25 protein-coding genes are annotated in these 26,809 nt (G+C 49.4%); 13 read left to right on the top strand and 12 right to left on the bottom strand.

The annotated features are described in order from the left end of the window. Nucleotides 1–580: 580 nt before the first annotated feature. The gene (locus AC0QHF_RS09470) at nt 581–1,621 is read left to right on the top strand and encodes a hypothetical protein (RefSeq protein WP_324703957.1); all 1,041 of its coding nucleotides are present in this window, start codon (nt 581–583) and stop codon (nt 1,619–1,621) included. 446 nt (nt 1,622–2,067) lie between these two features. Here the strand turns inward: AC0QHF_RS09470 and AC0QHF_RS09465 are convergent, their stop codons facing one another. The 4 genes from AC0QHF_RS09465 to AC0QHF_RS09450 all read right to left on the bottom strand — a co-directional run bounded on the left by AC0QHF_RS09465 (nt 2,068) and on the right by AC0QHF_RS09450 (nt 5,513). After that, nucleotides 2,068–3,243: a homocysteine biosynthesis protein gene (locus tag AC0QHF_RS09465; RefSeq protein ID WP_324703956.1), complete on the bottom strand. Its 1,176-nt coding sequence runs from the start codon at nt 3,241–3,243 to the stop codon at nt 2,068–2,070. A 225-nt stretch (nt 3,244–3,468) separates the two neighbouring features. Next, nucleotides 3,469–3,810 (bottom strand): hypothetical protein, encoded by a 342-nt coding sequence (locus AC0QHF_RS09460; protein WP_324703955.1) that lies wholly within the window; start codon nt 3,808–3,810, stop codon nt 3,469–3,471. 125 nt (nt 3,811–3,935) lie between these two features. Beyond that, complete coding sequence (locus tag AC0QHF_RS09455) at nt 3,936–5,096, bottom strand: AI-2E family transporter (protein WP_324703954.1); 1,161 nt, start codon at nt 5,094–5,096, stop codon at nt 3,936–3,938. 231 nt (nt 5,097–5,327) lie between these two features. Then, nucleotides 5,328–5,513, bottom strand: coding sequence for a hypothetical protein (locus tag AC0QHF_RS09450; RefSeq protein ID WP_324703952.1), 186 nt, complete (start codon nt 5,511–5,513; stop codon nt 5,328–5,330). Between the two features lie 188 nt (nt 5,514–5,701). Between AC0QHF_RS09450 and AC0QHF_RS09445 the strand changes: the two genes are divergently transcribed. The 5 genes from AC0QHF_RS09445 (at nt 5,702) to AC0QHF_RS09425 (ending at nt 11,951) form a co-directional block, all read left to right on the top strand. After that, entirely contained in the window at nt 5,702–6,202 is a 501-nt protein-coding gene (locus AC0QHF_RS09445; protein ID WP_324703951.1) for a type IV pilin-like G/H family protein, read from the top strand. Between the two features lie 226 nt (nt 6,203–6,428). Beyond that, complete coding sequence (locus tag AC0QHF_RS09440) at nt 6,429–8,657, top strand: O-linked N-acetylglucosamine transferase, SPINDLY family protein (RefSeq protein ID WP_324703950.1); 2,229 nt, start codon at nt 6,429–6,431, stop codon at nt 8,655–8,657. 74 nt (nt 8,658–8,731) lie between these two features. Next, on the top strand, nt 8,732–10,954 hold the full coding sequence (locus AC0QHF_RS09435) for an O-linked N-acetylglucosamine transferase, SPINDLY family protein (protein WP_324703949.1): 2,223 nt from the start codon (nt 8,732–8,734) through the stop codon (nt 10,952–10,954). Between the two features lie 227 nt (nt 10,955–11,181). Then, nucleotides 11,182–11,706, top strand: coding sequence for a type IV pilin-like G/H family protein (locus AC0QHF_RS09430; RefSeq protein WP_324703960.1), 525 nt, complete (start codon nt 11,182–11,184; stop codon nt 11,704–11,706). Next, nucleotides 11,706–11,951 carry a type II toxin-antitoxin system HigB family toxin gene (locus tag AC0QHF_RS09425; protein ID WP_324703959.1) on the top strand — a complete coding sequence of 82 codons (246 nt, stop codon included), beginning with the start codon at nt 11,706–11,708 and terminating at the stop codon, nt 11,949–11,951. Before AC0QHF_RS09430 ends, AC0QHF_RS09425 begins: the two co-directional genes overlap by 1 nt. 33 nt (nt 11,952–11,984) lie before the next feature. Here AC0QHF_RS09425 and AC0QHF_RS09420 read toward each other — a convergent pair whose 3' ends face one another. The 8 genes from AC0QHF_RS09420 to AC0QHF_RS09385 all read right to left on the bottom strand — a co-directional run bounded on the left by AC0QHF_RS09420 (nt 11,985) and on the right by AC0QHF_RS09385 (nt 19,235). Further along, the gene (locus tag AC0QHF_RS09420; RefSeq protein ID WP_324703948.1) at nt 11,985–15,803 is read right to left on the bottom strand and encodes a TIGR01627 domain-containing protein; all 3,819 of its coding nucleotides are present in this window, start codon (nt 15,801–15,803) and stop codon (nt 11,985–11,987) included. A 166-nt stretch (nt 15,804–15,969) separates the two neighbouring features. After that, nucleotides 15,970–16,428, bottom strand: a complete 459-nt coding sequence (locus AC0QHF_RS09415) for a DUF29 domain-containing protein (RefSeq protein WP_324703947.1) — start codon at nt 16,426–16,428, stop codon at nt 15,970–15,972. 48 nt (nt 16,429–16,476) lie between these two features. Next, nucleotides 16,477–16,935: a DUF29 domain-containing protein gene (locus AC0QHF_RS09410; RefSeq protein WP_324703958.1), complete on the bottom strand. Its 459-nt coding sequence runs from the start codon at nt 16,933–16,935 to the stop codon at nt 16,477–16,479. Nucleotides 16,936–16,958: 23 nt separating this feature from the next. Then, nucleotides 16,959–17,396: a tetratricopeptide repeat protein gene (locus AC0QHF_RS09405; RefSeq protein WP_324703946.1), complete on the bottom strand. Its 438-nt coding sequence runs from the start codon at nt 17,394–17,396 to the stop codon at nt 16,959–16,961. 344 nt (nt 17,397–17,740) lie between these two features. Beyond that, a complete protein-coding gene (locus AC0QHF_RS09400; protein WP_324703945.1) occupies nt 17,741–17,968 on the bottom strand; it encodes a hypothetical protein in 228 nt (75 codons plus the stop codon). Between the two features lie 94 nt (nt 17,969–18,062). Then, nucleotides 18,063–18,206: a hypothetical protein gene (locus tag AC0QHF_RS09395; RefSeq protein WP_324703944.1), complete on the bottom strand. Its 144-nt coding sequence runs from the start codon at nt 18,204–18,206 to the stop codon at nt 18,063–18,065. Then, entirely contained in the window at nt 18,184–18,567 is a 384-nt protein-coding gene (locus AC0QHF_RS09390; RefSeq protein WP_324703943.1) for a nucleotidyltransferase family protein, read from the bottom strand. Before AC0QHF_RS09390 ends, AC0QHF_RS09395 begins: the two co-directional genes overlap by 23 nt. A gap of 95 nt (nt 18,568–18,662) precedes the next feature. Continuing rightward, complete coding sequence (locus AC0QHF_RS09385) at nt 18,663–19,235, bottom strand: hypothetical protein (RefSeq protein ID WP_324703942.1); 573 nt, start codon at nt 19,233–19,235, stop codon at nt 18,663–18,665. A gap of 194 nt (nt 19,236–19,429) precedes the next feature. Here AC0QHF_RS09385 and AC0QHF_RS09380 point away from each other — a divergent pair, with 194 nt between their 5' ends. From AC0QHF_RS09380 to AC0QHF_RS09350, 7 genes are all read left to right on the top strand, one after another. Next, nucleotides 19,430–20,902, top strand: a complete 1,473-nt coding sequence (locus tag AC0QHF_RS09380; RefSeq protein WP_324703941.1) for an alpha-amylase family glycosyl hydrolase — start codon at nt 19,430–19,432, stop codon at nt 20,900–20,902. A 59-nt stretch (nt 20,903–20,961) separates the two neighbouring features. Continuing rightward, nucleotides 20,962–22,065 carry a J domain-containing protein gene (locus AC0QHF_RS09375; protein WP_324703940.1) on the top strand — a complete coding sequence of 368 codons (1,104 nt, stop codon included), beginning with the start codon at nt 20,962–20,964 and terminating at the stop codon, nt 22,063–22,065. 225 nt (nt 22,066–22,290) lie between these two features. Further along, complete coding sequence (locus AC0QHF_RS09370; protein WP_324703939.1) at nt 22,291–23,640, top strand: ATP-binding protein; 1,350 nt, start codon at nt 22,291–22,293, stop codon at nt 23,638–23,640. A gap of 227 nt (nt 23,641–23,867) precedes the next feature. Then, entirely contained in the window at nt 23,868–24,167 is a 300-nt protein-coding gene (locus AC0QHF_RS09365) for a YkvA family protein (RefSeq protein ID WP_324703938.1), read from the top strand. Nucleotides 24,168–24,346: 179 nt separating this feature from the next. After that, complete coding sequence (locus tag AC0QHF_RS09360) at nt 24,347–25,114, top strand: proteasome-type protease (protein WP_324703937.1); 768 nt, start codon at nt 24,347–24,349, stop codon at nt 25,112–25,114. A gap of 105 nt (nt 25,115–25,219) precedes the next feature. Continuing rightward, entirely contained in the window at nt 25,220–25,498 is a 279-nt protein-coding gene (locus tag AC0QHF_RS09355) for a hypothetical protein (protein ID WP_324703936.1), read from the top strand. Between the two features lie 290 nt (nt 25,499–25,788). After that, nucleotides 25,789–26,604 (top strand): hypothetical protein, encoded by an 816-nt coding sequence (locus AC0QHF_RS09350; protein WP_324703935.1) that lies wholly within the window; start codon nt 25,789–25,791, stop codon nt 26,602–26,604. Nucleotides 26,605–26,809: the final 205 nt, after the last annotated feature.

The following is a 26,809-nucleotide window of genomic DNA, read 5'->3' as shown; positions in this document are numbered from 1 at the left end:
TGTGATACCAAACTTCGGAACATACAGACAGTTATAAGGCTGGTCAGGGGTGCGTCCCTTATATCCATCCAAGGGGAAGAAAGCCTTACCAGGAAGTTATTTCGGGCATTTCAGCCCTATTTCGTTCCTGAACGAATCGCACTGCAGCTAATATAGTAGCAGACGTGCCTCGGCAATCCGCCCCATCGTTTTCTCCGGTCTGCGATCGGACAAAACAAATTAGAGAGAAATTTGAGTACAATTGTGGACTCGATTCCTCAAAGGTTGCGGATTTGTCCGTCGAGAAATGGGATTCAGTACAATAGGCAGATTGGCTGAATTGTTACGGCACGAACAATCACCGTGATTGAGCCCGATCGCCCGACCCATCCCAGCCACCGATGGGTTTGTCCGCGTTGATGTCGGTTCGGTATCTGCCGGAATGTCGCGGTCCCGTCCGAAGTTTCCGGATGGCGACTGTTGCGACAATACCGGCGGAGGCGACTCCCGCATCAATTGAGACCGGGTGCGAAGGGCTAGTGCCACCTGCAACATCATGCAAATTCCTGCATGGGATGTGTCTCCCCTGGTAAGAGGTTTTATGAGTCCTTCTCCGAATCAACCCCCCCAAGTTCCAAATTCTCCGCCGTTCCCACCGGAACGACCCGACGAGTCCAATATTGATTCTCAACCCACTCCAGATCAGACCGTGGATATCGAACCGGAGGCGGAGCATTCCCAACCGGAACCCGCCGCGCCCCCTCCCCCCCCGGAGGGAGCCGCCGAACCGTCCCCAGCTTCTCCCACGGAGGGCAAACCGGACGAAACGTCCGATGCCAATCCTTCCGGGTTTCACCCCATCCCCTCTCCGAGCGAACCCCGCCAATATCGGGCGATCGGTTTGGTGCGGGGCTGCTACAAGGCGTCGGACGAACAGTTCACCCAAGGTATCCTCCAAACCGTCGAGGGCACTGAAATTGATGCCGTCCTCCTCGGGCGGGTGATGAGTTTGGTCAAAAAACACGTCGATTTAGAACAAGAACATCTCTGGGTCGTCTATCCCCGCACCCGACAGAAGCAAGAAGACCTTCACGTTCAAATTATGGGAATTTGGGAGCCGGAAACCCTCAAAAAAGAGGATGAGTCTTCCCCGGAACTCCCCAATGGCAATTCGGCCGCCGATTCGGAGGCGGAAGAAGACCGGCCCGAAATGATTTCTTTCGGACCCCAGGCTCTGCCGGATATCGAACACGGCTATTTTTCGATTCGCGGAGAGGTGGTTTACCAGTCCCAGGATGAGAATCGGTACACCATCATCAAAATTCGCCAATCTTCCCGCAAGGAGAACGAAAAACCCAAGTTCTTCAAGTTGAAGTTGTCGGGGATAGCGGGGCTGCGACCCGTCGGACATTTTTGGGATCTCCATGCCCGCCTGGATGGAAGCGATCTGGTGATCGAGGAAAGCCACGATATCGGGTCCCTGGCTCCGCAGCGGGGGGGTAAAAAGCCCTTCAACAGGCGAAGACCGAAGGAGAATTTCTCCCGCCCCTCCCGCCAGGATACTAGAGTACGCCGCACCTCCTCCCCGGGTTCGCCCGTCCCCAAGCCCGTGCGACGCAAACCGCCCAAAACTGAAGAGTAGTTGATTTGAGTGGGGATAATTCGCGGATTATCCCCGCGATCGCACCGTTGCGAGAGGGAGAATGGGGAATGGGGAATTGAAATTGCGATATTCATCCACGGACTCGGGAATAGCACAATTATTTGATTTTGTCAAGCCCCGGCAATTTGGGACAGAAAAAACTCGTTTCTTTGCGACAGGAGTAGGGGTTGCGATCGCGGCGGGATAGCCCGGAACTGGAAACGGTCGGATCGGGGTTTGGGGCGATCGCGCCCTCAGATTGATCGAATTTAAGCGGATCTGGATACAAGAAAGGTATCATCGCATTTTCAATTAATTTAGCAAATGAGAAAAATCCTGTCAAGTGACGGTTTTTCGTGGCGACAATGGGAATCATTCTCACACAAAATTTAACAATTTAATCGAACATTTCAATCGAAATCGACGAAAACATAACCGCATCTAATCTAATCCAGGCGAATTTGGGAGCCCCAGATATCCTGGGGGACGAAAGAGCGATCCATCGGAACGGACGCCACGGGTTCCGTCAAGGTGAACGTCCCCGCCTCGATCCACCCCTTCAACTCCTCCGCCACCTCGCGGGAACGGGCGATACTCGCCAGGGGGGCGGTGCGGACGGTTTTCCCCTCGATCTGAATCCGACCGCTCTTGAGTTGGGCGTAAGTGACCAGACCGAAAGTGGGGCGAACCCGGCGGGGGATGGCGAAATCGACCACCGGGGCGACGATATCCTCGTCGCGGACGGAGGCTTGCAGGACGACTTCCTCGTTGAGGACCGGCAGGGGCACGCCGATGCCCAACATCAGGGACGGGCCGTAGTTCTTGAAATAGCAGCCCCGCACCCAATAGGGGTTCATCTGCTTGGCGTCCCCGATCGCCGCCAGGGTAGCCGCCGGACCGATGGGGGTCTGGTTGGGGAGGCGCCTCTGTAGGGGGAAATGCTGGGTTCCCTCCCAGGTGATGTAGCCGACCCCGCCGCCGAGGAAGATGCGGGTGCCGATGCCGACGAGTTTCAGTTCCGGATCGTTGAACAGGGGGGCGATCGCCCCGGGGTTGGAGTAAACGGCGTTGCCCAGAAACGGCTGTAAAGGACCGAGGTAGGTACACAAAAGGCGATCGCCACCGTTGACCCCGACGATAAAATTTTGGTAGAGGTTGCGGGGGTTGAACAGGTAAAACTGGTTGATCGTATCGCGACTGACGGAGGTTTCAAAGGAACTGCGGGGGTAGCAGTCCGAGGCGATGCCGACGGCTTGCAGGTGGACGGTCTTGCCGGCGATCAGGTCTTCGATGACGTGGCCCCCGCCCCGTTCCCCCGGTTCGTCCCCCTCCTTGACCATCTGACCGGCGCCGATGTAGAGATCGACTGCCCCGAAGCCGCTGTAGGCGGGGACGCCGTTGAGCCAGCAGGTGCGGATGTTGATGGGGGGGTCCGTATGTCCGAGGTTGATCATCGCCCCCGAAGATTCCATCGGTTCAAAGGTTCCGGCGGTGATGACATCCACTTCCCGGGCGACCTGGGCGACGCCGACCTCTGCCACTCGGGCTTTGAGTTCTTCGACGGTCAGGACGACGGCTTTTCGGTTATTAATTTTGTCGTTAATTTCGGCGATCGTTCTCATGGGGGGGAGTAGGGAATGGGGAATAGGGAGTCGGGAATAGGGAATAGGGAGTCGGGAATAGGGAATAGGGAGTCGGGAATAGGGAATAGGGAGTCGGGAATAGGGAATAGGGAGGGTGAATGGCATTTGCCCCGACAATTTTCGATCTTTTATGTCCTTATAAAATATCGGGAATCTGCGTCATCTGCGAAATCTGCGGAAGGGAAGGGGAAAAGTGATTGAAAATCAAGGGCCGCACACCTCCTCGACCAGCATTGTTTCCGGGGAATACTCGGCTTTGAAGGCCGGTTCCCACCAGTCTCCTTGCCGTTTGATATTGCCGTCGCGATCGGCCAAAACATAGTTGGTGGGACGGATCATTACCGTCGGGCAGTAGATCCGAAAATCGGCGGTCAAAACGTCGCCATCGTCGTATTCTAAAGTTGCAGTGGCGAGGTACAAACCGGGTTCGTCCAAGGCCCTTTTGTCTTCGACGATCGCCCCGACACCGGCAGAGGCGATGGGCGGATCGAAGGTGAATCCGACCAATCCTAAAAATGTGAATAAAATGAATGGATTGAATTTCATATTTTTTGATGGCGGTTTTTAATCCGATTGGATACATCCGATCCCCCATTATCCCCCCTGAAAAGGCGGACTTTGAGGCGATCGCCGGACTGGACCCGATTCAATACTACTCGATGCTGGATAGTTTACCCCCCATTTTTAACATCATCGATTCGCGATTCTCCCCCTTCCGGGTCGATCGCATTTGACTCGGACTCGGGAACGGGGTCGAATTGGCGAGGGGGTGGGGTATCCCAGCGATCGAGAATATCGCGAACCAGGATTTCTTGGATCAGGACTTGTCCGACGACGGCCAGGGGGAGGGCGAGGAACAGCCCCCAAAATCCGAAGAAGGTGAGGAAGAAGCCCTGGGCCAGGAGGGTGACGGCGGGGAGGAGGGAGACTTGTTGGGCCATCAGATAGGGCATGACGACGGCGGTTTCCGCCTGTTGGATGAGGACGTACAAAATCAGGACGAACATGGCTTTCCAGGGGGAGTCCGGGAGTGCGATCGCCATCGGGGGGATGACGCTGAGGATCGGTCCGATATTGGGGATCAGGTTCAGGACGCCGGCGAGGATGGCGTTGGCGAAGGCGAGGGGGACCCGCAGTATCCACAACCCGATCAACGTGGCGACGGTGACGACGAGGGTGTTGAGGACGGCGCCGACCACCCAGCGGCCCAGGGCAATTTCGCAGCGATCGAGAATTTCGTCCATCCGCCGCCGGTAGAAGGCAGGAATCATCCGCAACGTGGTGCGGCGGTAGGCCCGGGGGTTGGCGAGGAGCATCAGGGCGAGGACCAACACTAACAGCAGGCTGACCAACCCGCCGACGGTGGTTTCGACGACGACACCGAATCCCCCGATCGCTTGATTTCCCAGGAGTTGCAGTTGTTCGACGATCTGATCGACCCGAATTTGTCGGACTTCCCGGTTGAGCTCGGACAGGTACTCTCGCAGGGGGCCTTTGAGGTGGGTCCGCAGGTAGTCCAGCCAGAAGTTGAGTTGTTGCAATCCCTGTTGGAGGCCGGCGGGGACTCGGTTGGCCAGTTGTTCAAATTGGTCGATCAGGGGGGGGACGACCAGGAGGAAGCAACCGACTATCGCCAGGAAGAATAGGCTGACGGAGAGGAAGGCGGCCAGCGATCGCCGCAAATGCAGTTTTTGCAGTTGGCGGGTGAGGCGGTTGAGGGCGGTGGCGAGGACGACGGCGGCGAAGACTAGCAGCAGGGCTTGTCGGACCTGCCACAGGATATACATGGCGGCCAGAAAAGCCGCGAAGCCGATCGACTGACCGAGGTTCATGGGAATTGACAATTGATAATTGACAATTGATAATTATCAATTCATTTGTGAATTGCTGATTCTGAATACATTAGATCTGCGGTATCGGTTTTGACAAGGTGGAGGCGTGTTGGTGGGCAACCCTGTAAGGTTGCCCCCACAGTTGAGTATTGAGGGGATTGATGGGTGCGATCGTCCTTACCCTCGCCGAGGGCTGGTATTGTCGAGTCCGGTGTCCGTCCACCTTATACCTTATATCTGTGCCCGCGATCGCATCCCCAGCAGAACCGCCAGCACTGAGGAGGGGAGGAGGACGGCAAATAGAGCGATCGCGTCGGTGCCGGGGATGGCCAGGAGGGGGCCGACATATTTGATCAGCAGGGAGATGCTGAGGGAGAGGAGGGCGATTTTGAGCAGAAATCCGAATTTGTTGTCCATCTGGGTGGGGTTCCGTGGGTGTCCGATTTTTAGCTTATCACCGGATCTGCCCGCTGGGTGAGGGTTGGGGCGATCGGGGCGGGGGTTGAAAAAAAAATTTTGGGCGAGGTGATATGAATCGGTGGGGGGGCGGGTAAGTTAGAACTACGGAAAACAAATAAACCTCTTTCCCCCGAGGAGAAACAATTATGAAGACCGAACTAAAAGCCAAATTCCTGCAACACATTTCCCAGAAGAAAAGAGAAGGTGGTTTCACCCTTATCGAACTGTTGGTTGTAATCATCATTATCGGTATTTTGTCCGCGATCGCCCTGCCTTCCTTCTTGAACCAGGCAAACAAAGCGAAGCAATCTGAAGCCAAGCAGTACCTCGCATCCATCAACAAAGGTCAGCAAGCCTACTTTGTAGAAAATTCGGATTTTGCAACGGGAATCGAAGAGTTGGGCCTCGGCATCGCCACTGCAACGCAAAACTATACCTATGGCCTGGCTGCAAGTTCAGCAGGATCTGCCGCCAATACAACTGCAGTAGCCTCTGGTCTTCGTGGATATGGTGGCTTGGTATTTTTGGTTGATGCCGGTGATTCTCAGACCAGTCAAAGCATCATCTGTGAGTCCACTTCTGCGGATCAAGTTGCCGGTTTTACTGCTGGGAATAGCCTGTGTGGTGCCAACTTTGAAGCATTGTAATTTGATGGATGACACAATTACCAATCTGACCACTGAATGGCGTTTGAGTAGTTACGGTTTGCAGGGGTTATACATCTAGTACATCTAGGAAGTCGTCCCTGTCAATATCAAACCAGACAATGCAAAAAATCCTTGCATCTTGAAAGAATAGGTAGTACATCAGTGCTACCTATTTTGTATTAAAAATTATTGATTTATAGTTTTCATTGAATGAATTATTGGCATTATGATTAATAATGATTCATCCAACCATTCAATATCTGGATTATCCGAAATAGACATTTGTTTTCGGGAAGGAAATTATCAAGAAGCTTTAAGTTTATGTGAAGAAGCAATTAATAATAATCCCGATTGCAAATCTAATTACTGGCAGTTGGGTTTAATATTACTGTTGCAAGGTCAAGAGGAAGAAGCACAGGCAACTTGGCTATTTGCCATGAGCGATGGCAACCCCGAGCAGATGGAACGATGGACAATAGAACTCCTTCAGGTTTTGGATGCAGAAGCAAATCGCCGGAGTTCTTTAGAAGATTATTCCGTGGCTTGGATGATTCGCCAACACATCCGAGAAATTAATCCGATCAATATTAATAATATATTGCAGTTAATTGATTTATCAATTACTCTGGAAACTTATACGGGAAATCAGTTGGCAGAATTCGGTCTGATTTCTTTGTTTCAAAACGAATCGATTAATGTCAATCTCGATTTAATTCTGCACGTCTGGAAAAAACTTTTAATTGCCGCTCCGATCCATCCGACATCTTTAGAATTTGCCCGCACCTGCATTCATCATGTAGGAAAGCAACCGGAGTTTGTCACAAGTGTAACTCCGATGTTATACGAGATTGCCTATTCTTTTAACCGCCTAAGTATCGCCAAGCGCTATGGGGAATTATTTTTGAAGATGGCGCCCGATCATGAGGAGGTGTTGCGGGCAATAGCGGATTTTAGTCTTCAATTGAATGAATATAAAGAGGCGATTGAATACGCCAAGCATTGTTACAATTTGACTGACCTACCCCATTTAAAAATTCCCAGAAATCAGTTGATTATAAATGGCCTAATGGCCGAAGGAGGATGTACGAGTGAAGTTAAAAATGCGCTAAAAAATCAAGAGTCACTGCTCGACTCACTCTTTCTCAATCCTGCGCTCGATTTGGGGCAATCGGCCATCACATTATACAATTCGAGTTTTTTATTTCCCTATGTTAGAGACACCCCAGCAGCCAATATAAAGATCAGATGCCAAGTTTCCGATTTCTGCCAGAAAAATTTGGCCACCAATCATCTGGAAACTATCACCAAATATCAATCCAGACATGGGCAACAAAAATCGCCCAATAATTTTAACCGACCCCTCAAAATTGGCTATGTCTCTCATTGCTTGAGACGGCATTCAGTCGGTTGGTTATCTCGCGGGCTTTTCAAACATCATGATCGTGAAAAATTCCAAGTTTATGCTTATCTACTGGCCGCAGAAAATCGACAAGATCTGCTGCAAGACTGGTATGTAAAGCACGTCTATCGGGCTTATCAGTATGGAATCGTGAGTACAGAAGTCGCCGAGCAAATCTATGAAGATGAAATTGATATTCTGATCGATCTTGATAGCCTAACTTTAACCAATACCTGTGCAATTATGGCACTCAAACCTGCCCCCATACAAGTGACCTGGCTGGGTTGGGATGCCTCTGCAATACCGACAATTGACTATTTTATCGCCGACCCCTACGTTTTGCCAGAAAATGCCCAGGACTATTATCCAGAGACAATCTGGCGACTACCTCAGACCTATATCGCCGTGGACGGCTTTGAGGTAGACCTTCCCAGTTTGCGACGAGAGGATCTCGACCTTCCCCAAAATGCCGTTGTCTATTTGAGTGCTCAACGAGGCCCCAAGTACAATCCTGAGATGGCAAAGCTACAAATACAAATTATTAAAGAAGTCCCAAATAGTTATTTGATCGTCAAGGGATTTGGCGAACAGGAATCTATCAGTCATTTATTTTGTGCATTGGCAGAAGGGGAGGGTATCGGTCGGAATAGATTGCGTTTTATTAATCGCGTAGGTTTGGAAGAAACCCATCGGGCAAATTTGGCAATTGCAGATGTGGTTCTGGATACTTATCCCTACAATGGTGCAACAACAACATTAGAAACCCTGTGGATGGGTATTCCCATTGTCACGAAAGTCGGACAACAATTTGCATCTCGCAATAGTTATACCATGATGATGAATGCGGGAATTACCGAAGGCATTGCCTGGAGTAATGAAGATTATGTAGAGTGGGGCATTCGTTTGGGAAGGGATGAAGATTTGCGAAAACAAGTATCGTGGAAGTTGCGACAGTCCAAACGCACCGCACCTTTATGGAATGCCAATAAGTTCGCACGACAAATGGAAGAAGCCTATCAGAAAATGTGGGAAATATATATGACGGGAGAACAATAAATAATGATTTTAATATCGACGTTTTTTTGACATATTAGCAACCACTTAATTAAAGAAATAGGGAAATTTTGATAATGAATAGTGATTGGATTGTAGCAATACACGAACGGGCAGAAAAATTTTTGGAAAATCGCCAATATGAAGAGGCGATTAGCTATTATGAATCGGCAATTGAGGCACAACCAGAGAACAGATATTATTATTTTTATCTCGGCTTGATGTTTCTCTTGCAAGGTCAAGAGGAAGAATCTCAAATGACCTGGTTGTTGGCACTCGCCGAGGAAGATGCCGCCAAAATTGATGATTGGAATGCTGAATTAATTGGCATTCTCAATAAAGAAGCAAATCGTCAGGTCAAATTCGAGAATTATCAATTGGCATGGGTGATTCGCCAACAGATTAGGGAACTGAATCCTACCGATATCAATAATTTACTTCATTTGGTTGATTTGTCCATTGAAATTGACATTTATACCAATGAAACCTTAGCCGATTATCAAATAATCGATCGGTTACAAAATTGCACCTCCCCTGAAGATTTAAATCAAAATTTATTAATTCATGTCTGGGATCGAGTTGTCAAAGTTGCAGACTTAGAGCCATCGTCCTTAGAATTGACAAAAGCGATCGCCCCTCATGTTAAAGAGAGTCAAGCGTTCATCAAAATTATTTTAGATTTAAACTGTGAGTTAGCCCATGCACATCAACACTTGACAGCCATTGAATTTTGTAAAGTTGGCTTACAGGTTGACCCTAAAAATTTAAAATTACTCAATCCTATTGTTAACTTATTCACCGAGACGGGTAACTATTCCCAGGCGATTCAATATGCTCAATTTGCGTATTCGGCTGCGGCTACCGCGGCTGGAAAACTTGTTCAAAGTTTAGTTATTATAAAAAGCATGATGAGTGCAGGTGGGCTTTGGGATGAACTATTTCCTTTGATTGAACAGCATAAATTATTGATCGACCAAGTGCTTGCCGAAAATCCTCAGAATTTGGGGACTTCCGAAATTTCTATGGGGCTGTACAGTGCATCTTTTTATTTTCCCTATATTGAAGATCATCCCCAAAACAATATTCAAATTAGAAGAAAACTCAGTCAGTTGTGTCAATCCAACGTTGAAATGGCTTGTCCCGACCGAATTGAAAAGTTTAAAAATCAAAATATTAGCTTATTAAAAGCAAATTTTCCGAGCAGAAAAAAACTCAAAATTGGCTATATTTCCACTTGTTTTAAGAGGCATTCTGTCGGTTGGTTATCTCGCGCTTTATTCAAACATTGCGATCGCGATAAGTTTGAAATTTATACATATATGAAAACATCTCAAGCCGTGCGCGACCCAATTAAAGATTGGTATATGGCTCACTCAGACGAAGTATATCAATATAGTTTACCTAAATTAGAATTGGCCGACAAAATCAACTCTGATCGACTCGATATCTTGGTCGATCTGGATAGTTTAACTTCAAATACAATTTGTGGGATTTTAGCACTCAAACCGGCACCCATACAAGTGACATGGCTGGGTTGGGACGCTTCCGAAGTCCCAACCATTGATTATTTTATTGCCGACCCTTATGTTTTACCCGAAGATGCTCAAAACCATTATCAAGAAACAATCTGGAGATTGCCTCAAACTTATTTAGCCGTCGATGGTTTTGAAATATCCGTCCCAACGATTACCCGTGTTGATTTAGGTATTCCTGATGATGCTATTGTCTACTTGGGCGCTCAAAGAGGGCCTAAGTATAATCCCCACATTGCCAATCTACAGCTAGAAATCTTGAGAGAAGTTCCTAACAGTTATTTTATGGTCAAAGGATTTGGTGAACAAGAATCTTTGAATCGCTTCTTTTTTGATATGGCAGATCTACAGGGAATCGAGAAGGAAAGAATTAAATTTCTGCCACGAGTTCAATCAGAAGAAATTCATCGAGCCAATTTACAAATAGCAGATGTTGTTCTGGATACTTATCCCTATAATGGGGCTACAACAACAATGGAAACCCTGTGGATGTGCATTCCGATGGTGACACGAGTGGGTGAACAATTCGCAGCCCGCAATAGCTATACAATGATGCTCAATGCTGGCATTACCGAAGGGATTGCTTGGACTGATGAAGAGTATGTTGAGTGGGGAATTCGCTTAGGTAAAAACGAAAAACTTCGTCAGGAAATATTCTGGAAGTTACGCCAATCTAAGCAAACTGCTCCTTTGTGGAACGGTCAGCAATTTACCCGCGAAATGGAGAAAGCCTATCAGCAAATGTGGATGCAGTATCTTGAGAGTTAAATTTGAGTGATAACAACAGTTTTTAAACTTTATTACTGAATTAAAATAGTGAATAAGAATGTCCGTCAAAAATGAATCACGTCTACAACGAAACATTCGTGATCAGTTCGACTTAACTCTCTATCCAAGAGTCTCTATACAAACCTCCGTCCAGGAAGGAAAAAAACGATAACATTTCTTAAATTAGGGACAACAAATAACCTCTTTTAACCCAAGGAGAAACCATGATGAAGAGTGAACTTAAAGCCAAATTTCTGCCACACATTTCCCAGAAGAAAAGAGACGGTGGTTTCACCCTGATCGAACTGTTGGTTGTAATTATCATTATCGGTATTTTGTCCGCGATCGCTCTGCCCTCCTTCTTGAACCAAGCCAACAAAGCCAAGCAGTCCGAAGCCAAGCAGTACCTCGCTTCCATTAACAAAGGTCAGCAAGCATACTACGTTGAAAACGGTGAGTTTATCACAGATCTAGGTCAAATTGGACAGTTAGGACTCGGCATCAGAACAGCGACTGCCAACTATACTTATAATCTGGAAGGGCAAATCATTGGTGGTAATAGTGGAGCCGTTGCCTGGACCGATCAAGCAGCAAATGGTTTGAAAGCATACGCAGGGGTAGTCTTTTTGACAGATGCCGATGGTGTATTGAGTTCCCAAAGCATAATCTGTGAGTCGGAAGAGGCAAAAGAAGATGCAGACAGTCCAGGTGCTATTTCCGAATGCGGGGGTGATTATCCCAACCCTGTGTAATTTCGTCTGGCTTTTTCAAGCTAGATAGCTGGTCTAAAGTAGCCAGTAAGGCTAATTGGTCAAATTTGCTTCAGGTACAATCTGTTTTTCCCTCGGCAGAAGCTGTTGGTAATTTTACGGTATTTAATATCAAGGAAAATAAATATCGACTCATTGTTAGCATAGATTATCAACGGCAATTGATTGACATTAAATATGTCCTAACCCCTACAGAATATGATGCAGTCTTAAACAAACCTCGCTAAGTCAGAATTCAACTTTTAAATGATTCAGGTTACTCATAGTATAATTGATGGTAGATTTTGTGATTGAGTTTCGACGATCGCATCTCGATTTTCATTCTCCAAGTCAATTTTACCCTTGACGACGCTCGAAAGCGTTTGCCACTGCACTTGACTCAACTGGCCGATAATTGAGATTTCCGGCCCTTCGGAAACATCCAAATCTTCTTCCATCATCAGATTCATGGCGACACTGGATAAAGCCATATCTGCATCTTGTTCTGAAATATTGCGACAGTCTACCAAAAGGGTAATCTCATTGTGATCGGAACGAGATGCGATCGCCTTGAGTACCGCTTGCAATTCCAGAGCCAAGGACTCTTCAGGCCGTGACCAATCCGGGAAAATCATTAGATTTGTTTCTCTCAGTCGTAGCCGTTCTTGCAAATCCGGCAAATATTTTCTTTGTAAAAACTCGACATCATTATCTCGAATTCGCAGCAGTTCCTCGAATTTTTCTTCCAAAAAATCGATGGAACGGTCGATATCGAATAATTCGGCTCGTTTTTGACCCGCGATCGCCATTTGTTTCCATGCCTCGGGATTTTTGGTCAGACCCATCAACGCTTCCGCCAGAGCAAAAGCATTTCCGGGGGGAAACGTCAACCCGCCAACCCCGGGTTCCACAATTTCGGCCGATCCGCCAGTACCGCTGGTAATCAGCGTCAACCCCGCCGCCATCGCTTCAACTTGCGATCGCCCGAATGGTTCCTCCCAAACTGAAGGGAAAACCAAGACATTATGAGTCGCGAAAAGATCGACTAATTCTTTATGCGGTATGTACCCCAGGAAATGAACCTTATTTTCAAAACCGCGAGTTTTGGCAACCGTTTTTAAATGATTCAGAAAATCTTGATTGGGTGCATCCCCGGCGATCGAGCATTCAAAATCTACACCAGCATAATGTAAAATTGCCAAAGCTTCGATTAAAGTTTGCGGCCCTTTGTAGGGCAACACTAAACTGGCGAAAACAATCCGCAGCTTATCTAAATTGGGCAAGCAGCACATTCGGAACTGCCGAACAAATGCCCCCGGATAAACCACGCCAATTTCGTCGAGGGGATAACCCTGTTTGATGACACCTTGTCGGCCGTAGTCGCTGTTGGCTCCGACCCAGTACAAAGGACTATTGGGAGTACAATCGATGGGATATCCCGGTTGAGCAAATCCCAGTAAATGAATGACTGGGATCGATTGTTCTAAAAAGGGTAAGAAAACGGCATTGGTGAGCAGATCGATGTTCCCGACCAAGCAAACATCGGGGGCGTAGTTTTCGATTGTTTCTCTGATGACGCGATCGTTATGTTCGACAATTCGTCGCACTTCCGACTCATCTTCAAACTGTTTTGGAGGCAAATTTTCGTAAGTGCCACACAGCAAGAGTTCGCGAGTGACATCCGGTTCCGGCGATTTAATTTCTCCCAAATAAGGGGCATCGGATGCGAGTGCGTGGATTGTATGACCCCGCTTGCCGAGTACGTTGGCAAAGTCGCAAATCCGGCGGCCATATCCTCCCAATTCTTGGGGCGGATAGAGATTGTTGATTACCAAGATGCGTTTGGGCTGAGTTTTGGCGATATTTGTTTCGGATAAATGGGTTGGAAAGAGATTAATATTTTGACTTGCTTTGATATCACGAATATGACCGTCAATTGCTGTTGCTTTTTCATCCCAACTCATATTTTTATAACAAGTCTCCAGCAAAGACCACAGCGATACATCTTCGGGTTTTATTTGTACCAAGTGTTCGAGAATATTGGTGGCTTCCTGAATCTCGTTTAAAGCCATCAAAACCTCGGCTAATTTTTTCATTGTCAGAGGGTTTCGACGTTCTAAACTGACGGCTTTATTAAACAACTGTTTTGCTTCTTTTAAGTCTCCCAACTTGACCGATAATTGTCCGAGTTGTATTAACGAATCAACATCTGATGGGTTGTCTGCGATCGCCCGGTCGAATGCAAAAATCGCTTTGAGAAAATGTCGTCCTGCGATTAACTGTTCGCCGTTCCGATAGGCTCTGGTTTGCGGTCGATTATTGATTGTGTAATCGATTAAATTGCGATCATTAATTTGATAATGTTTGAGTTTTCCGACCTGAGTAACCAGATTCTCATCATGAAGAAAATAACCGCTGTAAATAGTTTCGACAAGGCGATCGCAATCGTGTACAAAAACGTCTGTGTGACCGCTATTTAAGGCCAATAACGATGCCGTATATATGCTCTGCATCCTCCCCGGAACGTCCTCTGCATATCCGGCTGGTGCGTCCACGAAGATAAAGTCCCACCGCGTTTCCCAAATGCGATCGGGAAGCTCCATCAACAAACAGTCGATGCCTTGGGCGTGTTGTGCCAACAAATCTAGCCACCGTCTTCTGGTGGTGTTGTAGCGGACTGAATGAGCATCGATTTCCGAACAACTTGCCCTGACTTGGTTCAACCAATCTTGATTGTCTTCTAAAAATACCGTTTTCCCATTTTCATTCACTTCTATCCAAAACGGACTATCTTTGCCGACACCGAAAATCAAAAAGTTACCCGGTGCTTTTTCTCCAACTCTCTCGGTAATGTACGAATATTCTGCCCGAGACATTTGACCCGGATTATTTTCGACCAGTTGGACGATCTGATTTCTAAATTTTTCGAGTGACGGAGATAATTCGATTTGCAAACTTTTCTCGGAATCTGCAATTTGAATGACCGGCAAGTTTTTGGCTCGGCTTATTCCTGCTTTTGGCTCGTCTTCCAATTCAATTTTGTATTGAATTTGAGGCAAAAGTGCCGACCACTGCCTCGGATTTAAATTTCTCAATAAATGGATGTTCGGTTCTTCTTCGATTTCGATCTCTTCTTCCATTAAAATCTGCATGACCGCACCCGAAAGCAACAGATTTGCCTGTTCTTCTGAAACGCGATCGCTTTCAATCAACAATGTGATTCGATCTCGATCTTCGGATTTTAAGACAGCTTTGATAACTTTTTCTAAACTGACAGATGCTTCTTCCTCGGATTCCCAATTGGGAAAATAAATTAAGTTGATTTCTGTCAGCTCAAACGGAATTAAAGGCGATCGATAAGGTGCAACTTTCCATTGTCCGGTTTGTGGTGATTCTGTCCGCGAACCGCTCACCACATAACCTCGAAGATGTTCCGGCAAAGACCATTGCACCCTCGGATCAGGTTGATGTTCGACGGGTTCGACATTTCCCCGCCAAGCGACTCCCATGATTTGTGCCGTTTGATAAATCATGGTGTTCCAGCCTTTTTCTTTGAAATAATCCAACCCCTGAGAGACATCGGGAGAAGCCAGATCGTGGAATAAAATTAAGGCATCTTCATCGGCCAGTTTTTCGCAGGCGATCGCATCATCGAGGGGACCGGGAGCCTCATGGTTTCCATCAATAAAAATTAAAGACCATTTATAATCAATTTCACCGGCAAATTCTTCTACTTTTGCCGGACTGTAACCCGCCATCAAATTGACTAAATCTAATACTTTAGCTGCTCTAAGACAGCTACTGACACTTTCATAAAATTCCGGTTGAGCCAACAGGGGATCGACGACATCAAGCTCAACTCCCGCCAAAGCCAAGTGACAGGCTGACCACCCCAACCAACAACCGATTTCTAAGGCTTTTTTACCCCGAAATCTGAGGGCCGTATTGTAGAGAACGTGAGCTTCATCTCGGTTCAGGAATCCGACACCTGGATATCTGCGATCGACATAACGATTATGGGGAACTTCTTTTCGGGAATATCGCCAACGTGAATATCTTTTGTCGCCAATAATTAAATTTGGAAAAGATTCGTCTGGCAATATTACCAACATTCCTGGTGAAACATAATCTCCCGGCTGCAATGAAAAAGATTTCACTTTTCTGGCTCCGTATTTTACACTCAGTTAAATTTATTTTTAAGTTTGTTGATTTTTAAGATAACAATATCCTCTGCAATCTCAAATTATCACAGAGGAGCGACCATCGCTAAGGAAACCAGTTTTCATCCAAAACTTGCTCCAAATCCGCGATGGGAACTTCGGGGAAAGTGTCAACTGCCATTTGTGACCGAGCCGCCGCAATTTCCCGACCATCTTGATAACACTGCTCGAAGATTTGTTGCAAATAGGGTTTGAGACTCGGACTGTCTTCCAACTCATCTTGAATTTGCTTGCGAAAATTGGTGATCTCTGCCTGCCAATGACCCCGATTGTTAGACCGTTCGGCCTGCCAATACTTTAACTTGAGTAAATGTTCGATCAAATTTCTCAGCAAGCTCTTTAATTTTTTCTTGTCTCGCCGACCCAAATCTTTTATTTCCTCAATCAAATTGTCCAAATCCAGAAAATTAAAAGTTTTATTTTCGAGGTGTTTAACTGTTTCATCGATCCAGAGATTGTAGTCGGTATCATATAAAGTTTCTGGTTTTTGTCTCAGTTCCGGCATGATTGACTTTTCCTCAATTTCATAAAATTTTAATGGGAACTGACTGGCTTAGGGAAACCAGTTTTCATCCAAAACTTGTTCTAAATTTGCGATCGCAGTCGGAGGAAAATGGCTCACGGGTAATCCTGAGATATCAGAAACCAACTCTCGCGCATCCTGATACAGTTCACTCAATCGATCTGATAGGTAATTTTTAAGACTAGGACTCGCCTTTAGTTCCCGATTAATTTGTTTCCGAAAATTACGAATCTCTCTTTTCCAATGATTTTTATTTTCATCTATTTCTGAATCCCAATATGCCAATTTTAATAAATGTTCAAATAATCGCGTCAAAAGACTTTCTAGCTTCCTTTTATCCCTTCTGCTCAAATCTAATACCTCGTCAATTAAGTTCTCCAAATCTAGAGCATCAAAATCTCGACTCTCTAATTTTTGAACCGTTTCCAAAACCCAGAGATTATAGTCGGTGTCATATAACGTTTTTAATTGTTGAGTTGATTCTGGCATCATCTGATTGTTCTGGCTCCGAACTACTTCTCACCGGCGGACTTGGTATCTGATTTTACCTGTTTCAACAACCCCCGATAATCCTTTCTGTCGGGATACAACTCCACCAACTTCTCCAGAGGTACGATCGCTTCCTCCAGTTTATTCTGCTCCAACCGAACCCGAGCCAACCCTTCCAACGCCGTCGGGTTTTCCGGTTCCCGCTGCAAAACCGACTCGTAACCCCGTTCCCGGCTTCGCAACTGCTCGGCAACCGTGGAGGTTTCCTCAACTTCGTTGGACTGGGGGGATTGCAATGCGTCTTTGAAAATTTTGCCGAAACCCGATGACATCATCCCCATAAACGCCACCACACCCACAAACATCATAATTTTTTGGAGTTGCTTGCGACGCTCCATGCGGCGGACGATCGCCTCTCCGTACTGTTTCTTCAGGGACTCCAGATTTTCTGTGGCAGCCATATGCGGGACACCTCGATCGCGCGGATTGGGTCAGATACCCTTCTACATCTCCGAGCATACCCAATTTGTCCGCAAATGCGATCGCCCCCCCGCCAGCGAAACAAGACTTAACATTCCTCCAACCGTCCCGCCAACTCCCGCAACCTGTCCACAAACTGCCGGACTTCCGACTCGAACTGGTGCCAAACCCGAGCATAGCCTTCCAGCAGCCGTTTCGGCGCTGAGAACCGGCAGAAATCAAAACAATGTCGCGAGACAGTGCCAAATTAAATGCTCTTCCCGGTATTGAATTTGGAAAAATAATAGCGCTAATTAATGTATTGGTATCAAAAATGCAGCGCACTTTACAACTCGCCTAGAATCGACTCAAGCATTTCGGGTGTCAAACCTCTATTCTGAGCGTTCTGACTGATTTCCCGGATCACTTCTTCTAAAGGACGAGATGGTTTTACCATCTGTTTCAATTTGAGATTCAGCAATAGGTCAATTTTGCGACGCTCTATTTCTGATGATGACTCATAGGCTTTTGCTGTTTCCGCATCGACTCGGACTGTAATTGTGTCAGTTTTCATGAACCCAAATGATTGCAATAACGGATATTTGTAAAAAATGTTCCGGGAATATTATATCACAACTTTCAACTTTTCAAATTCGTCAGGCGATCGCTTAAAAAATGGCCCATAGTGCCGGATTGCGGTCGATTTCCTGGCGCACCCGGGCGATCGCATCTTCCAACTGCCCCAAACGCCCCAACTCCAGTTCGATATCCGTCGCCAACTCCCGCAACTCAGGGGCCGATATTCGCTTCATAAATACAGTCTCCAGTTTCCAATACCCGACGGCGAAAATGGGGTTCGAGATCCTCAAAGGGTTTCAAATCCACCCATCGCGATGTCAGTGAATTGGCTTCTGCCACGGCTGCAAAATAATCCTTTTTGCTCAACCCTTCCACTGCCAAATCGATGTCAGAAGTTTCGCCAAACCGCCCCCGCACCAGCGACCCGAACAGGATAACCCGCCGCACTCCGAACTGACGCGCCAGCATTTCCACAATTGCATCCGCATCCGATCGCGCCTGCCGTACCTCGTTTTCATTTTGGGCTTCTTGCTGGGCAATTCGCTGTTTCCAATAGGTGACGCGATCGCCCGTCGAAAACCTGTCATGATCCATCCGTTTCCCTCCGGACAATCTTGAAATTTCCCCCAGTTTCACCCTCAATTATACGGTATTATCCCCCAATATGTCAAGCAAATTTAATGTCAATTTTATAGCCGATTTTTGACCGTTTCAACCCACTTTTCAATTCCCCGTTTTGTCGGCTTTCCCGAGGCGGTAAACGTCCAAATATCCCGTTTGTGCTGGGGGCCGTGGCTGATGTGGATGGGCCGAGCGCCCCCGTAGAAATATAACGAATCGAAGGGGAGAGCGCGATCGAGAATCCAGTCCACCAGGCGATCGCTCTTTAAATTGCGAATCAGAAAATCGCAGGACGCACCCAGGCGATCGCAGTAATATCGGCCGTTGCGGTTGATTTCGTGAGCCATGTGCTGGTCTAGATTGGGGGCGACTCGACCGTTTTTAATCCCCGTTTCCGGGTCTTTTTGTTCGAGATATTTTCTCAAGTCTTTCGAGCAGAATCCGTAGGTGAGTTGGAAGCGATCGCGCCCGAATTCGTCGATGATCGGGTCGATAATGTGGCGATTCAAGTCTCGGAGTGCGGCTAGAGTTGCTTCGCTTTGCGGGTAGGGGTCGATGCGATCGCGGTATTTTTGATAGGTTTGGGTGCAGGTACAAAACGCTTCTAAGGAGAGATATTTTCCAAGTTTGACAGCTTTCATCTCGGGCAGTTGCAACTCGGTGTCTTTTACTATAGCATTGTGGGGATAGAAAGAAAGATTGAGAACATTAACCACAGAGGCACAGAGGACACAGAGAGAAAATTTGACTCGTTGTTGGGCTTTAGCCCCGGAGTGCGCTATGGATATAATGGCAAAATTCTCCGATTCCCGACGATCGCACAATTTTTAATAATATGTCAGATTCCCTTTATCCCTGCCTGTACCAACTCAACACCCGCGTCACCCTCACCCGCCTGTCTGCGGAATTGGGGCGCCCCGCTACGTTGGATGATATCCCCGATCGCGATCTGGACGAATTGGCTAATTTGGGCTTCGATTGGATCTACACTCTGGGGGTTTGGGAAACGGGCACCGTGGGGCGGGAGATCTCCCGTGCCAACCCGGACTGGCGGCGGGATTACCTCGATCTGTTGCCGGATTTGGAGGAAGCGGACATCGGCGGGTCGTGTTTTGCTATCACCCGCTATACTGTGAGCGATCGCCTCGGGGATGAACGGGCCCTGCTGCGGCTGCGCGATCGCCTCCACCAAAGGGGATTGAAACTGATGTTGGATTTCGTCCCCAACCATACCGCCTGCGATGGGCCCTGGGTGCGAGATTGTCCCGATTATTACATTCAGGGAACTCCGGCGGATCTCGAACGGGAACCCCACAATTATTTTCAAATCGGCGATCGCATTTTTGCCCACGGCCGGGATCTGTATTTTCCCGGCTGGCCGGACACTTTGCAACTCAACTACAACAACCCGGAAGTCCCCGAAACCATGCTGGGGGAATTGTTGAAAATCGCCGGATTCTGCGACGGTTTGCGCTGCGATATGGCGATGTTGATTTTACCGGAGATCTTCGAGCCAATTTGGGGGCGGCCGATCGCACCTTTTTGGCCCGACGCCATCCGCACCGTCCGCGATCGATATCCGGACTTTACCTTTATGGCGGAGGTGTATTGGGATTTGGAATGGGAATTGCAGCAGCAGGGATTTGATTTTACTTACGACAAGCGACTCTACGATCGCCTCTGCGAAGGTGACGCCCGCCCGGTGCGGGAACATTTTTGGGCGGATTTGGACTATCAAAACAAATCGGTGCGGTTTCTGGAAAATCACGACGAACCCCGCGCCGTGAGCGTCTTCGGCCCCGGCAAACACCAGGCGGCGGCAGTCCTGACTTATTTGTGTCCGGGGTTGCGATTTTTCCACCAGGGACAGCTACAGGGTTGGGCGAAGAAAGTTTCCATTCACCTGTGTCGCAGCCCCGAACAAGCCCGCGATCGCGCCCTGGCGCAATTTTACGAGCAGTTACTCGCCTGCGTGCGGCTTCCGGTTCTGCGAGACGGAAACTGGCAACTTCTCGAATGTACCCCGGCACAACCGGGGGACGACACCTGGGATCAGTTCGTCGCCTTCGCTTGGAGCGAAACCGGGAAGCGGAAGCGGTTGTTGGTGGCGGTGAATTACGCCCCCGAACCCGGGCGGTGTTGCCTGCGGCTTCCCGTCGATAACGACAATTATCCGGTGTATCATTTCGGCGATCGCATGAGTTCCCCCCGCCGCGATCGCGACGGCAACAACTTGCTGCGTCTAAGCCTGTCCCTCGATCTGCCCCCCTGGGGATACACCGTGTTTGACATCGATCCGGCCACCTGAGCCGCCATCTCGGACTCAATTCGGGTCACAATTGAAACAGACACTTCCGAGTTCAGAACGTGGACGAGATCGATCGCTACTATCAACTGCTCAACCTCAAACGCGGCGCTTCCCTGGCAGAGGTGAAACGAGCCTATCGGAATCTGGCATTGCTGTGGCATCCCGATCGCTATCCCCAAAATTCCCCCCTGCAAATCGAAGCCGAGGAGAAAATTAAAGAAATCAACTACGCCTACGATCGCCTGCGGGCGCTTTTGAGCGATCCGGATTTCTCCATGCCTGCGATCTTGTCCCCCCCGCCCCCGCCACCCCGGCAGTCTCGCCCCCGTGCGCCGGGAGTCTCGTCCCCATCCCCGTCCCCGTCCCCGCCCCCGCCCCGTCCCGTTCGGCCTCCGCAGGAAGAATTGGAACTGTCCGACTTGATTCCCTGGGGTTGGCTCACCGGGGCTTTTTGCAGCTATGGCCTGGCGGGTTGGATTTTGGAATATTTATCGATTCCGGTGTGGCTGTGGGTTGGTGTCGGAGTGGCTTGCGTCGGACTGTCACTTTTAGCCGGTTACGGCTCGGAAAACTCCTATTCTTGGCCGATCGCGTCGATCTTTGCGGGGGGGGCGGCGGGGTTGATGGCTGGAAGCCAAGCCGGGGGTTTGATTACGGCGGTCGCCTGGGGGATGGCGGGGCTGTGCCTCGGCGCCATCGCGGGTTCCGACGCCAACTTGTGGACGATCCTCTGGGTCGTGAGTCTGACCGGAATCGTGGCGATCGCGGGTTGGGTAACGGGGGCGGGAACGGGAGACGGCCTGGGAGCTTGCCTGGGCGGGGCGATCGGGGCCTTTGTCGGCTGGGCGGTCGGCGTGATTTCCGACCTCCTGTTCAAAGTCCGAAAGCCGGGGGGCACCGGGAGCCGATTCGGATTCGGGTTGGGCGCCTGGTTGGGCGCCGGGTCCGGGGCGGGTCGGGGCGCCATGATGGAGGCGATCGCGGAAACCGGACTCTACGCGATCGTGGGGGCCTGGGGCGCGATCGCCGTCATCTCCGGCGTGGTCGCCTCCATGGTAGCCGGGGAAAAATTGCTCCCATCTGTCAACAAATTTTACACCGTTTTGATATTGGTTTCCATTTCCGGATTGGGATTGGCATTGGGCAAGTTATTGGCGAGTTGATCGCGCCTTCGTTTTCGGTTTCCCAGAATCGGGAGGTGGGATGTCGGGGAAATGAAAAATGAAAAATGAAAAATGAAAAGTTCCCCCCGGCTCTGAGAACCCCCGACTGGTTTTCCCGTTCCCGGCGCGAAGCGCTCCGATGTCGATTTTGCAAGGCCTGCGGATCGTTCAAACGGCGACCCGAAACAGAAAATGGGTCAAAATCTTTCGACTGAGTGGACAACGATGGAACTCAATTTACGCAAATTTTTTAGAGCTTCCAACCCCGCCAAAACGCTGGATGTGGCGGACCCGGAAGACCGACAATACTATATCAATTTTTCAGACGTTCGCGGCGGCAAACTGATCGGGCAAATCGCCCGCACCATTTCTCGCCTCTCCCCGGAGAGTCCCACCTGTCAACTCTTCACCGGACATATCGGTTCCGGAAAGTCCACCGAGTTGCTGCGGCTCAAAGCCGAATTGGAAGTGGAGGGTTTTCACGTCGTCTATTTCGAGTCCTCCAAGGATTTGGATATGGCGGATGTGGATATCACCGACATCCTCTTGGCGATCGCCCGCCAGGTGAGCGAGAGCATCGAACGGATGAATATCCAACTCAAACCCACGGGGTTCAAAACCCTCCTGCAAGGGGTGATGAACGTTCTCAACACCCAAATCGACGTCAAAGGGGAACTGATTTTACCCGGCCTCGACATCAGCGGCGGCAGCGACGGGGAATTTTCCCTCGCCCTCGGCATCGGCCAACTCACGGCCAAAGCCAAAGATTCTCGGGACCTGCGATCGCTCCTGCGGCAGTACCTCGAACCCCGCACCAACAACATCTTGGAGGCGATCAACCAAGAGTTGCTCATCCCCGCCGTCGCCCAACTCCAGCGACGGGGGAAAGCCGGGTTGGTGGTGATCGTGGACAACCTCGACCGGATCATGAGTTCCAAAAGCGCCACGGGACGGCCGCAGCCGGAATATCTGTTCATCGACCGCGGCGACCAACTCAACCAACTCCAATGTCACGTCGTCTACACCATCCCCCTCGGCCTGATATTCTCCAGCGACCTGGGGCGGCTCACCAACCGCTTCGGCAGCGATCCCAAAGCCCTGCCGATGGTCCCCGTCCAATTTCCCGACGGAAACCCCTGCCACCCGGGAATCGAACGCCTGAGACAGATGGTGATGGTGCGAGCCTTCCCCGACATCGACACGGCCGGATATGCCCCGTTCGTCCCGCAAATTTTCGACGCCCCCGACACCCTCGACCGCCTCTGCACGGTCAGCGGCGGCCACGTCCGGAGCCTGCTGGTGTTGCTGTACAGTTGCCTGCAGCAGGAAGATCCGCCCATCCCCCGGGACGTGCTGGAAAATGTCATTCGGCAACGGCGCCATCAGTTACTTTTGGCGATCGAGTCCGAGGAGTGGGGCCTGTTGCGCCACGTCGCCCAAACCAAGAAACTCAGCGGCCTGACGGAATACCAAACCCTGTTGCGGAGTCTGTGGGTGTTTGAATATCGCCACAATAAGGATTACTGGTTCGACATCAACCCCGTCCTCGCACAGGCGCCGGAATTGGAGAATTGATCGTTGACAATTGACAATTGACAATTGTCAACGATCAAGGCAAGATTTGGGGATTTCATGGGGGCACCGGGTGTCTCGATCGCCCCGCTCTCACGTCGAGTCCCCGCCATTTCGGAATTTGAGCGGGCGTAACTTCCCTACCGGGCGGGGGGAAGATCTGCACTGCCCGCGGCCGGGAAAACCTGTCACCGTAGAAGATGACAACAATCGAAATCGACAGTAGGGCCATGCAAAACTTCGTTCAATCTTTCTACACCTGGTACCGTCAAACCCTCCGCCACACCAAGTATCGCTGGCTGATCATCGGGGGAACCTTGCTGTATCTCCTCAGCCCCATCGATATCTCCCCGGACTTCATCCCCGTCATTGGATGGATCGACGACGGCATCCTCGCCACGCTTTTGGTGACTGAGGTTTCTTCCCTGGTGATGGAAGAACTCAAGCGCCGCGGCATCGGCCGCACCCCCTCAGAAGTGGCCCGAGTGACCGACGCAGATGCCGAAGTGGTGGATGTACCGGTCAACTGACGGGGGGTTCGGCGGGCAATAAGTCCCGCGCTGACTCCCCGCTCGATCAACCCGGGGAGTCCCCGGTCGGCACGGATGTGGCCGGATTTTTCGACTCATCTCCATCCCCGAGCAGTTAAAATCAAATGTCGCTCGGTTTTTCACCCAGAACCCGGGCCTAACCCAACGCACAATTTAAGATGACCTACTGTCTCGGTATCATAACCAGTTCCGGCTTCGTGATGGCCGCCGACTCCCGCACCAATGCGGGGGTTGACTACATTTCTACCTATCGGAAACTCTTTGACTTCTCCAATCCCGGCGATCGCGTGATCTTGCTGTGTACCGCCGGGAACCTGTCCATCACCCAAGGTATCGTCAGCGAACTCGAAAAGGATCTCAAAGTCAACGAGGCCAGAAATCTCCACAATCTGGAGTCGATGTACGAAGTAGCTCGCTATGTGGGGAGTCAACTGCGACAGGTGCAGGAATTGGACGAAACCAGGCTGAAGAAGGATGGCATCGACGCCAACTGTAGTTTACTCTTGGGGGGACAGATCCGGGGACAAGACCCGGCCCTTTTCCTGATTTACAATCAAGGCAACTTCATCCACGCCACCAAGGACACCCCGTTCCTACAAATCGGGGAAACCAAATATGGCAAGCCAATTTTAGATCGGACGCTGAGTTTTAACACCCACCTGGAAGCGGCGGCGAAATGTGCCCTGCTTTCCATCGACTCGACCATGAAATCCAACATTTCCGTCGGGCCGCCCATCAATTTGGCGATGTACGAGCGAGATACCTTTGTGCTCGATAATTGGCTGCGCCTGCGCCTCGGAGATCCCTACCTGGCGAAAATCCGCAAAATGTGGGAGGATTCGCTCAAACAGGCGTTCAATCACATTCCCAATATCAATTGGCAGCACCAAGAAAATGATTCTTCTGAAGATATTTTGATCGACTGAAAGCGAAAATCAGGAGATGAGGCGGGGGGATCGATTCGCAATTTCGGGCAGATGGTGTGCCCGCGAATTGCCGACGAGTCGCTGTTGCATTGAAGGTACATCACGATGGTCAAACGCGGTAAAATCTACTGTTTTAGGGCGAGTTACGATCGCTCCCGATTCGTCGATGGCGGTGCCGTGCCCGACTGGCTTGCCGTGAAGACAAACTGGCAGGGTTATCGGATCTCCACCCGGCCCTGGGTGGCGGATGTAGCCCGGGTGCTGGGAACCCTGCCTTTTGAAGATACTCCCGTGGGTTGGAGACATCACTTGGAAAGTTTGGGGTTTCGGGAGGTGATTCAGGTGTCTTGCGAGGAGTTATTTGAAGATACGCTTTTTTCTTGAGGGTGGGGGGAAGAATTGATCATTGATCATTGATCGTTGATCATTGATAACGGGCGATTCATGTTTCGACCTCGGTTCCCGGCTCCCGCCGATTTGTCGTACCAATCAGATCAGACTCTCGGGGGATGTGGTTTTTGGGCAAATGCCCTTTCAATTGAAAGTGGGTTGGCGCGGAAATTGAGACTCGATTAAGTTGGGACATTTTCCGCACTCAAAGCCGGGAGTTTGATTGTCGAGTTTTCCCGCGTATAGCCGACCCATTTCAACTCAACTTTGGGAATCTATCGAACATGATCGCCACCCTCAAAAGGACCTATTGGATTCTCGGCACCTTGCTGTTGATTTGCTTCATCATCAGCCTCACGGTGCATTCGAGTCCCCTGTGGCTGAAGAATTTTTCTCTGGACGTGGCGGCGGAAATTACCGGGATTTTGTTGGCGCTATTTTCTATCGATCGCGTCATGGAAGCGGAGAAACAAAAAAAGCATAAAAAATTGGAACGAGTCGCCCTCAAAAATTTGCGCCGACTTCTGATCCGACATTTTCAATTTGTTCTCAATCTCTTTCAGATCGCCCCCGACGGGGAAGATGAGGTGAACCGCGCCATCAATGCGCTATTCGTCAAAGCCAATCATCGTCAGATGGGTTCCCCACACAACAATGAGATCCAAAATTCCCTCGATCGCATCGATTTGAACCGGCTCGATTATCTCTCTTGGGAGTGCCAGGAGTTTCGGACTGCCCTGAGTCAAACGGTCGAAAAATATTCCCTGGTTTTGCAGCCGGACATGATTTTATCAATCGAAAAAATTATCAATTCTCCCCTGATTTGGCTGATGTTGAGGCTGAAGCGGTTGCTGCAAAATCCGAACGAATCCCTCAATCTCAACCAGTTGGTGCTGGGAAAAGTGGTCAGCGAAAATTCGTCGGAAGCGCCGGGAATCGGAGATTTTATCGGCCGCCACATTTTGGAACTCTCCCAACTCATCGACCTTTACAACGAAAGTTGTCCCCCGGAAGACCGGATCGAAAATCACAAAATTTTGTGGTCTGACAGTGACCATCAATTCAATTCTGAAGAGCAGATGATTTCAATTCAAAATTGAGCGATCGCCCGATTTTGAATCAACCCTCCGACAGTTTCAACCAGCCGAAAAGCTGCCCGACTGTCAACTCCAGAAAGTCTTCCAAGCGATCGGTTTGAGAAATGGGGGCTGTCATATCGTGATTGGATAGATATAGCGGTTTTCGCTCCAATGAGATAGAGTCGATCCCCCTAAATCCCCCTTCGATCCCCCCCCCGCCCCCATC

It is taken from the genome of Lyngbya sp. CCY1209, from assembly GCF_055795065.1.
The sequence above is the reverse complement of the archived record's forward strand: the minus strand, read 5'-3'. Positions and strand labels throughout refer to the sequence as shown.

Coding starts and splice junctions, on each gene's coding strand:
- AC0QHF_RS09470 (WP_324703957.1), top strand. CDS start 581: ATGAGTCCTTCTCCGAATCAACCCCCCCAAGTTCCAAATTCTCCGCCG.
- AC0QHF_RS09465 (WP_324703956.1), bottom strand. CDS start 3,243: ATGAGAACGATCGCCGAAATTAACGACAAAATTAATAACCGAAAAGCC.
- AC0QHF_RS09460 (WP_324703955.1), bottom strand. CDS start 3,810: ATGAAATTCAATCCATTCATTTTATTCACATTTTTAGGATTGGTCGGA.
- AC0QHF_RS09455 (WP_324703954.1), bottom strand. CDS start 5,096: ATGAACCTCGGTCAGTCGATCGGCTTCGCGGCTTTTCTGGCCGCCATG.
- AC0QHF_RS09450 (WP_324703952.1), bottom strand. CDS start 5,513: ATGGACAACAAATTCGGATTTCTGCTCAAAATCGCCCTCCTCTCCCTC.
- AC0QHF_RS09445 (WP_324703951.1), top strand. CDS start 5,702: ATGAAGACCGAACTAAAAGCCAAATTCCTGCAACACATTTCCCAGAAG.
- AC0QHF_RS09440 (WP_324703950.1), top strand. CDS start 6,429: ATGATTAATAATGATTCATCCAACCATTCAATATCTGGATTATCCGAA.
- AC0QHF_RS09435 (WP_324703949.1), top strand. CDS start 8,732: ATGAATAGTGATTGGATTGTAGCAATACACGAACGGGCAGAAAAATTT.
- AC0QHF_RS09430 (WP_324703960.1), top strand. CDS start 11,182: ATGAAGAGTGAACTTAAAGCCAAATTTCTGCCACACATTTCCCAGAAG.
- AC0QHF_RS09415 (WP_324703947.1), bottom strand. CDS start 16,428: ATGCCGGAACTGAGACAAAAACCAGAAACTTTATATGATACCGACTAC.
- AC0QHF_RS09410 (WP_324703958.1), bottom strand. CDS start 16,935: ATGCCAGAATCAACTCAACAATTAAAAACGTTATATGACACCGACTAT.
- AC0QHF_RS09405 (WP_324703946.1), bottom strand. CDS start 17,396: ATGGCTGCCACAGAAAATCTGGAGTCCCTGAAGAAACAGTACGGAGAG.
- AC0QHF_RS09400 (WP_324703945.1), bottom strand. CDS start 17,968: ATGAAAACTGACACAATTACAGTCCGAGTCGATGCGGAAACAGCAAAA.
- AC0QHF_RS09395 (WP_324703944.1), bottom strand. CDS start 18,206: ATGAAGCGAATATCGGCCCCTGAGTTGCGGGAGTTGGCGACGGATATC.
- AC0QHF_RS09390 (WP_324703943.1), bottom strand. CDS start 18,567: ATGGATCATGACAGGTTTTCGACGGGCGATCGCGTCACCTATTGGAAA.
- AC0QHF_RS09385 (WP_324703942.1), bottom strand. CDS start 19,235: ATGAAAGCTGTCAAACTTGGAAAATATCTCTCCTTAGAAGCGTTTTGT.
- AC0QHF_RS09380 (WP_324703941.1), top strand. CDS start 19,430: ATGTCAGATTCCCTTTATCCCTGCCTGTACCAACTCAACACCCGCGTC.
- AC0QHF_RS09370 (WP_324703939.1), top strand. CDS start 22,291: ATGGAACTCAATTTACGCAAATTTTTTAGAGCTTCCAACCCCGCCAAA.
- AC0QHF_RS09365 (WP_324703938.1), top strand. CDS start 23,868: ATGCAAAACTTCGTTCAATCTTTCTACACCTGGTACCGTCAAACCCTC.
- AC0QHF_RS09360 (WP_324703937.1), top strand. CDS start 24,347: ATGACCTACTGTCTCGGTATCATAACCAGTTCCGGCTTCGTGATGGCC.
- AC0QHF_RS09355 (WP_324703936.1), top strand. CDS start 25,220: ATGGTCAAACGCGGTAAAATCTACTGTTTTAGGGCGAGTTACGATCGC.
- AC0QHF_RS09350 (WP_324703935.1), top strand. CDS start 25,789: ATGATCGCCACCCTCAAAAGGACCTATTGGATTCTCGGCACCTTGCTG.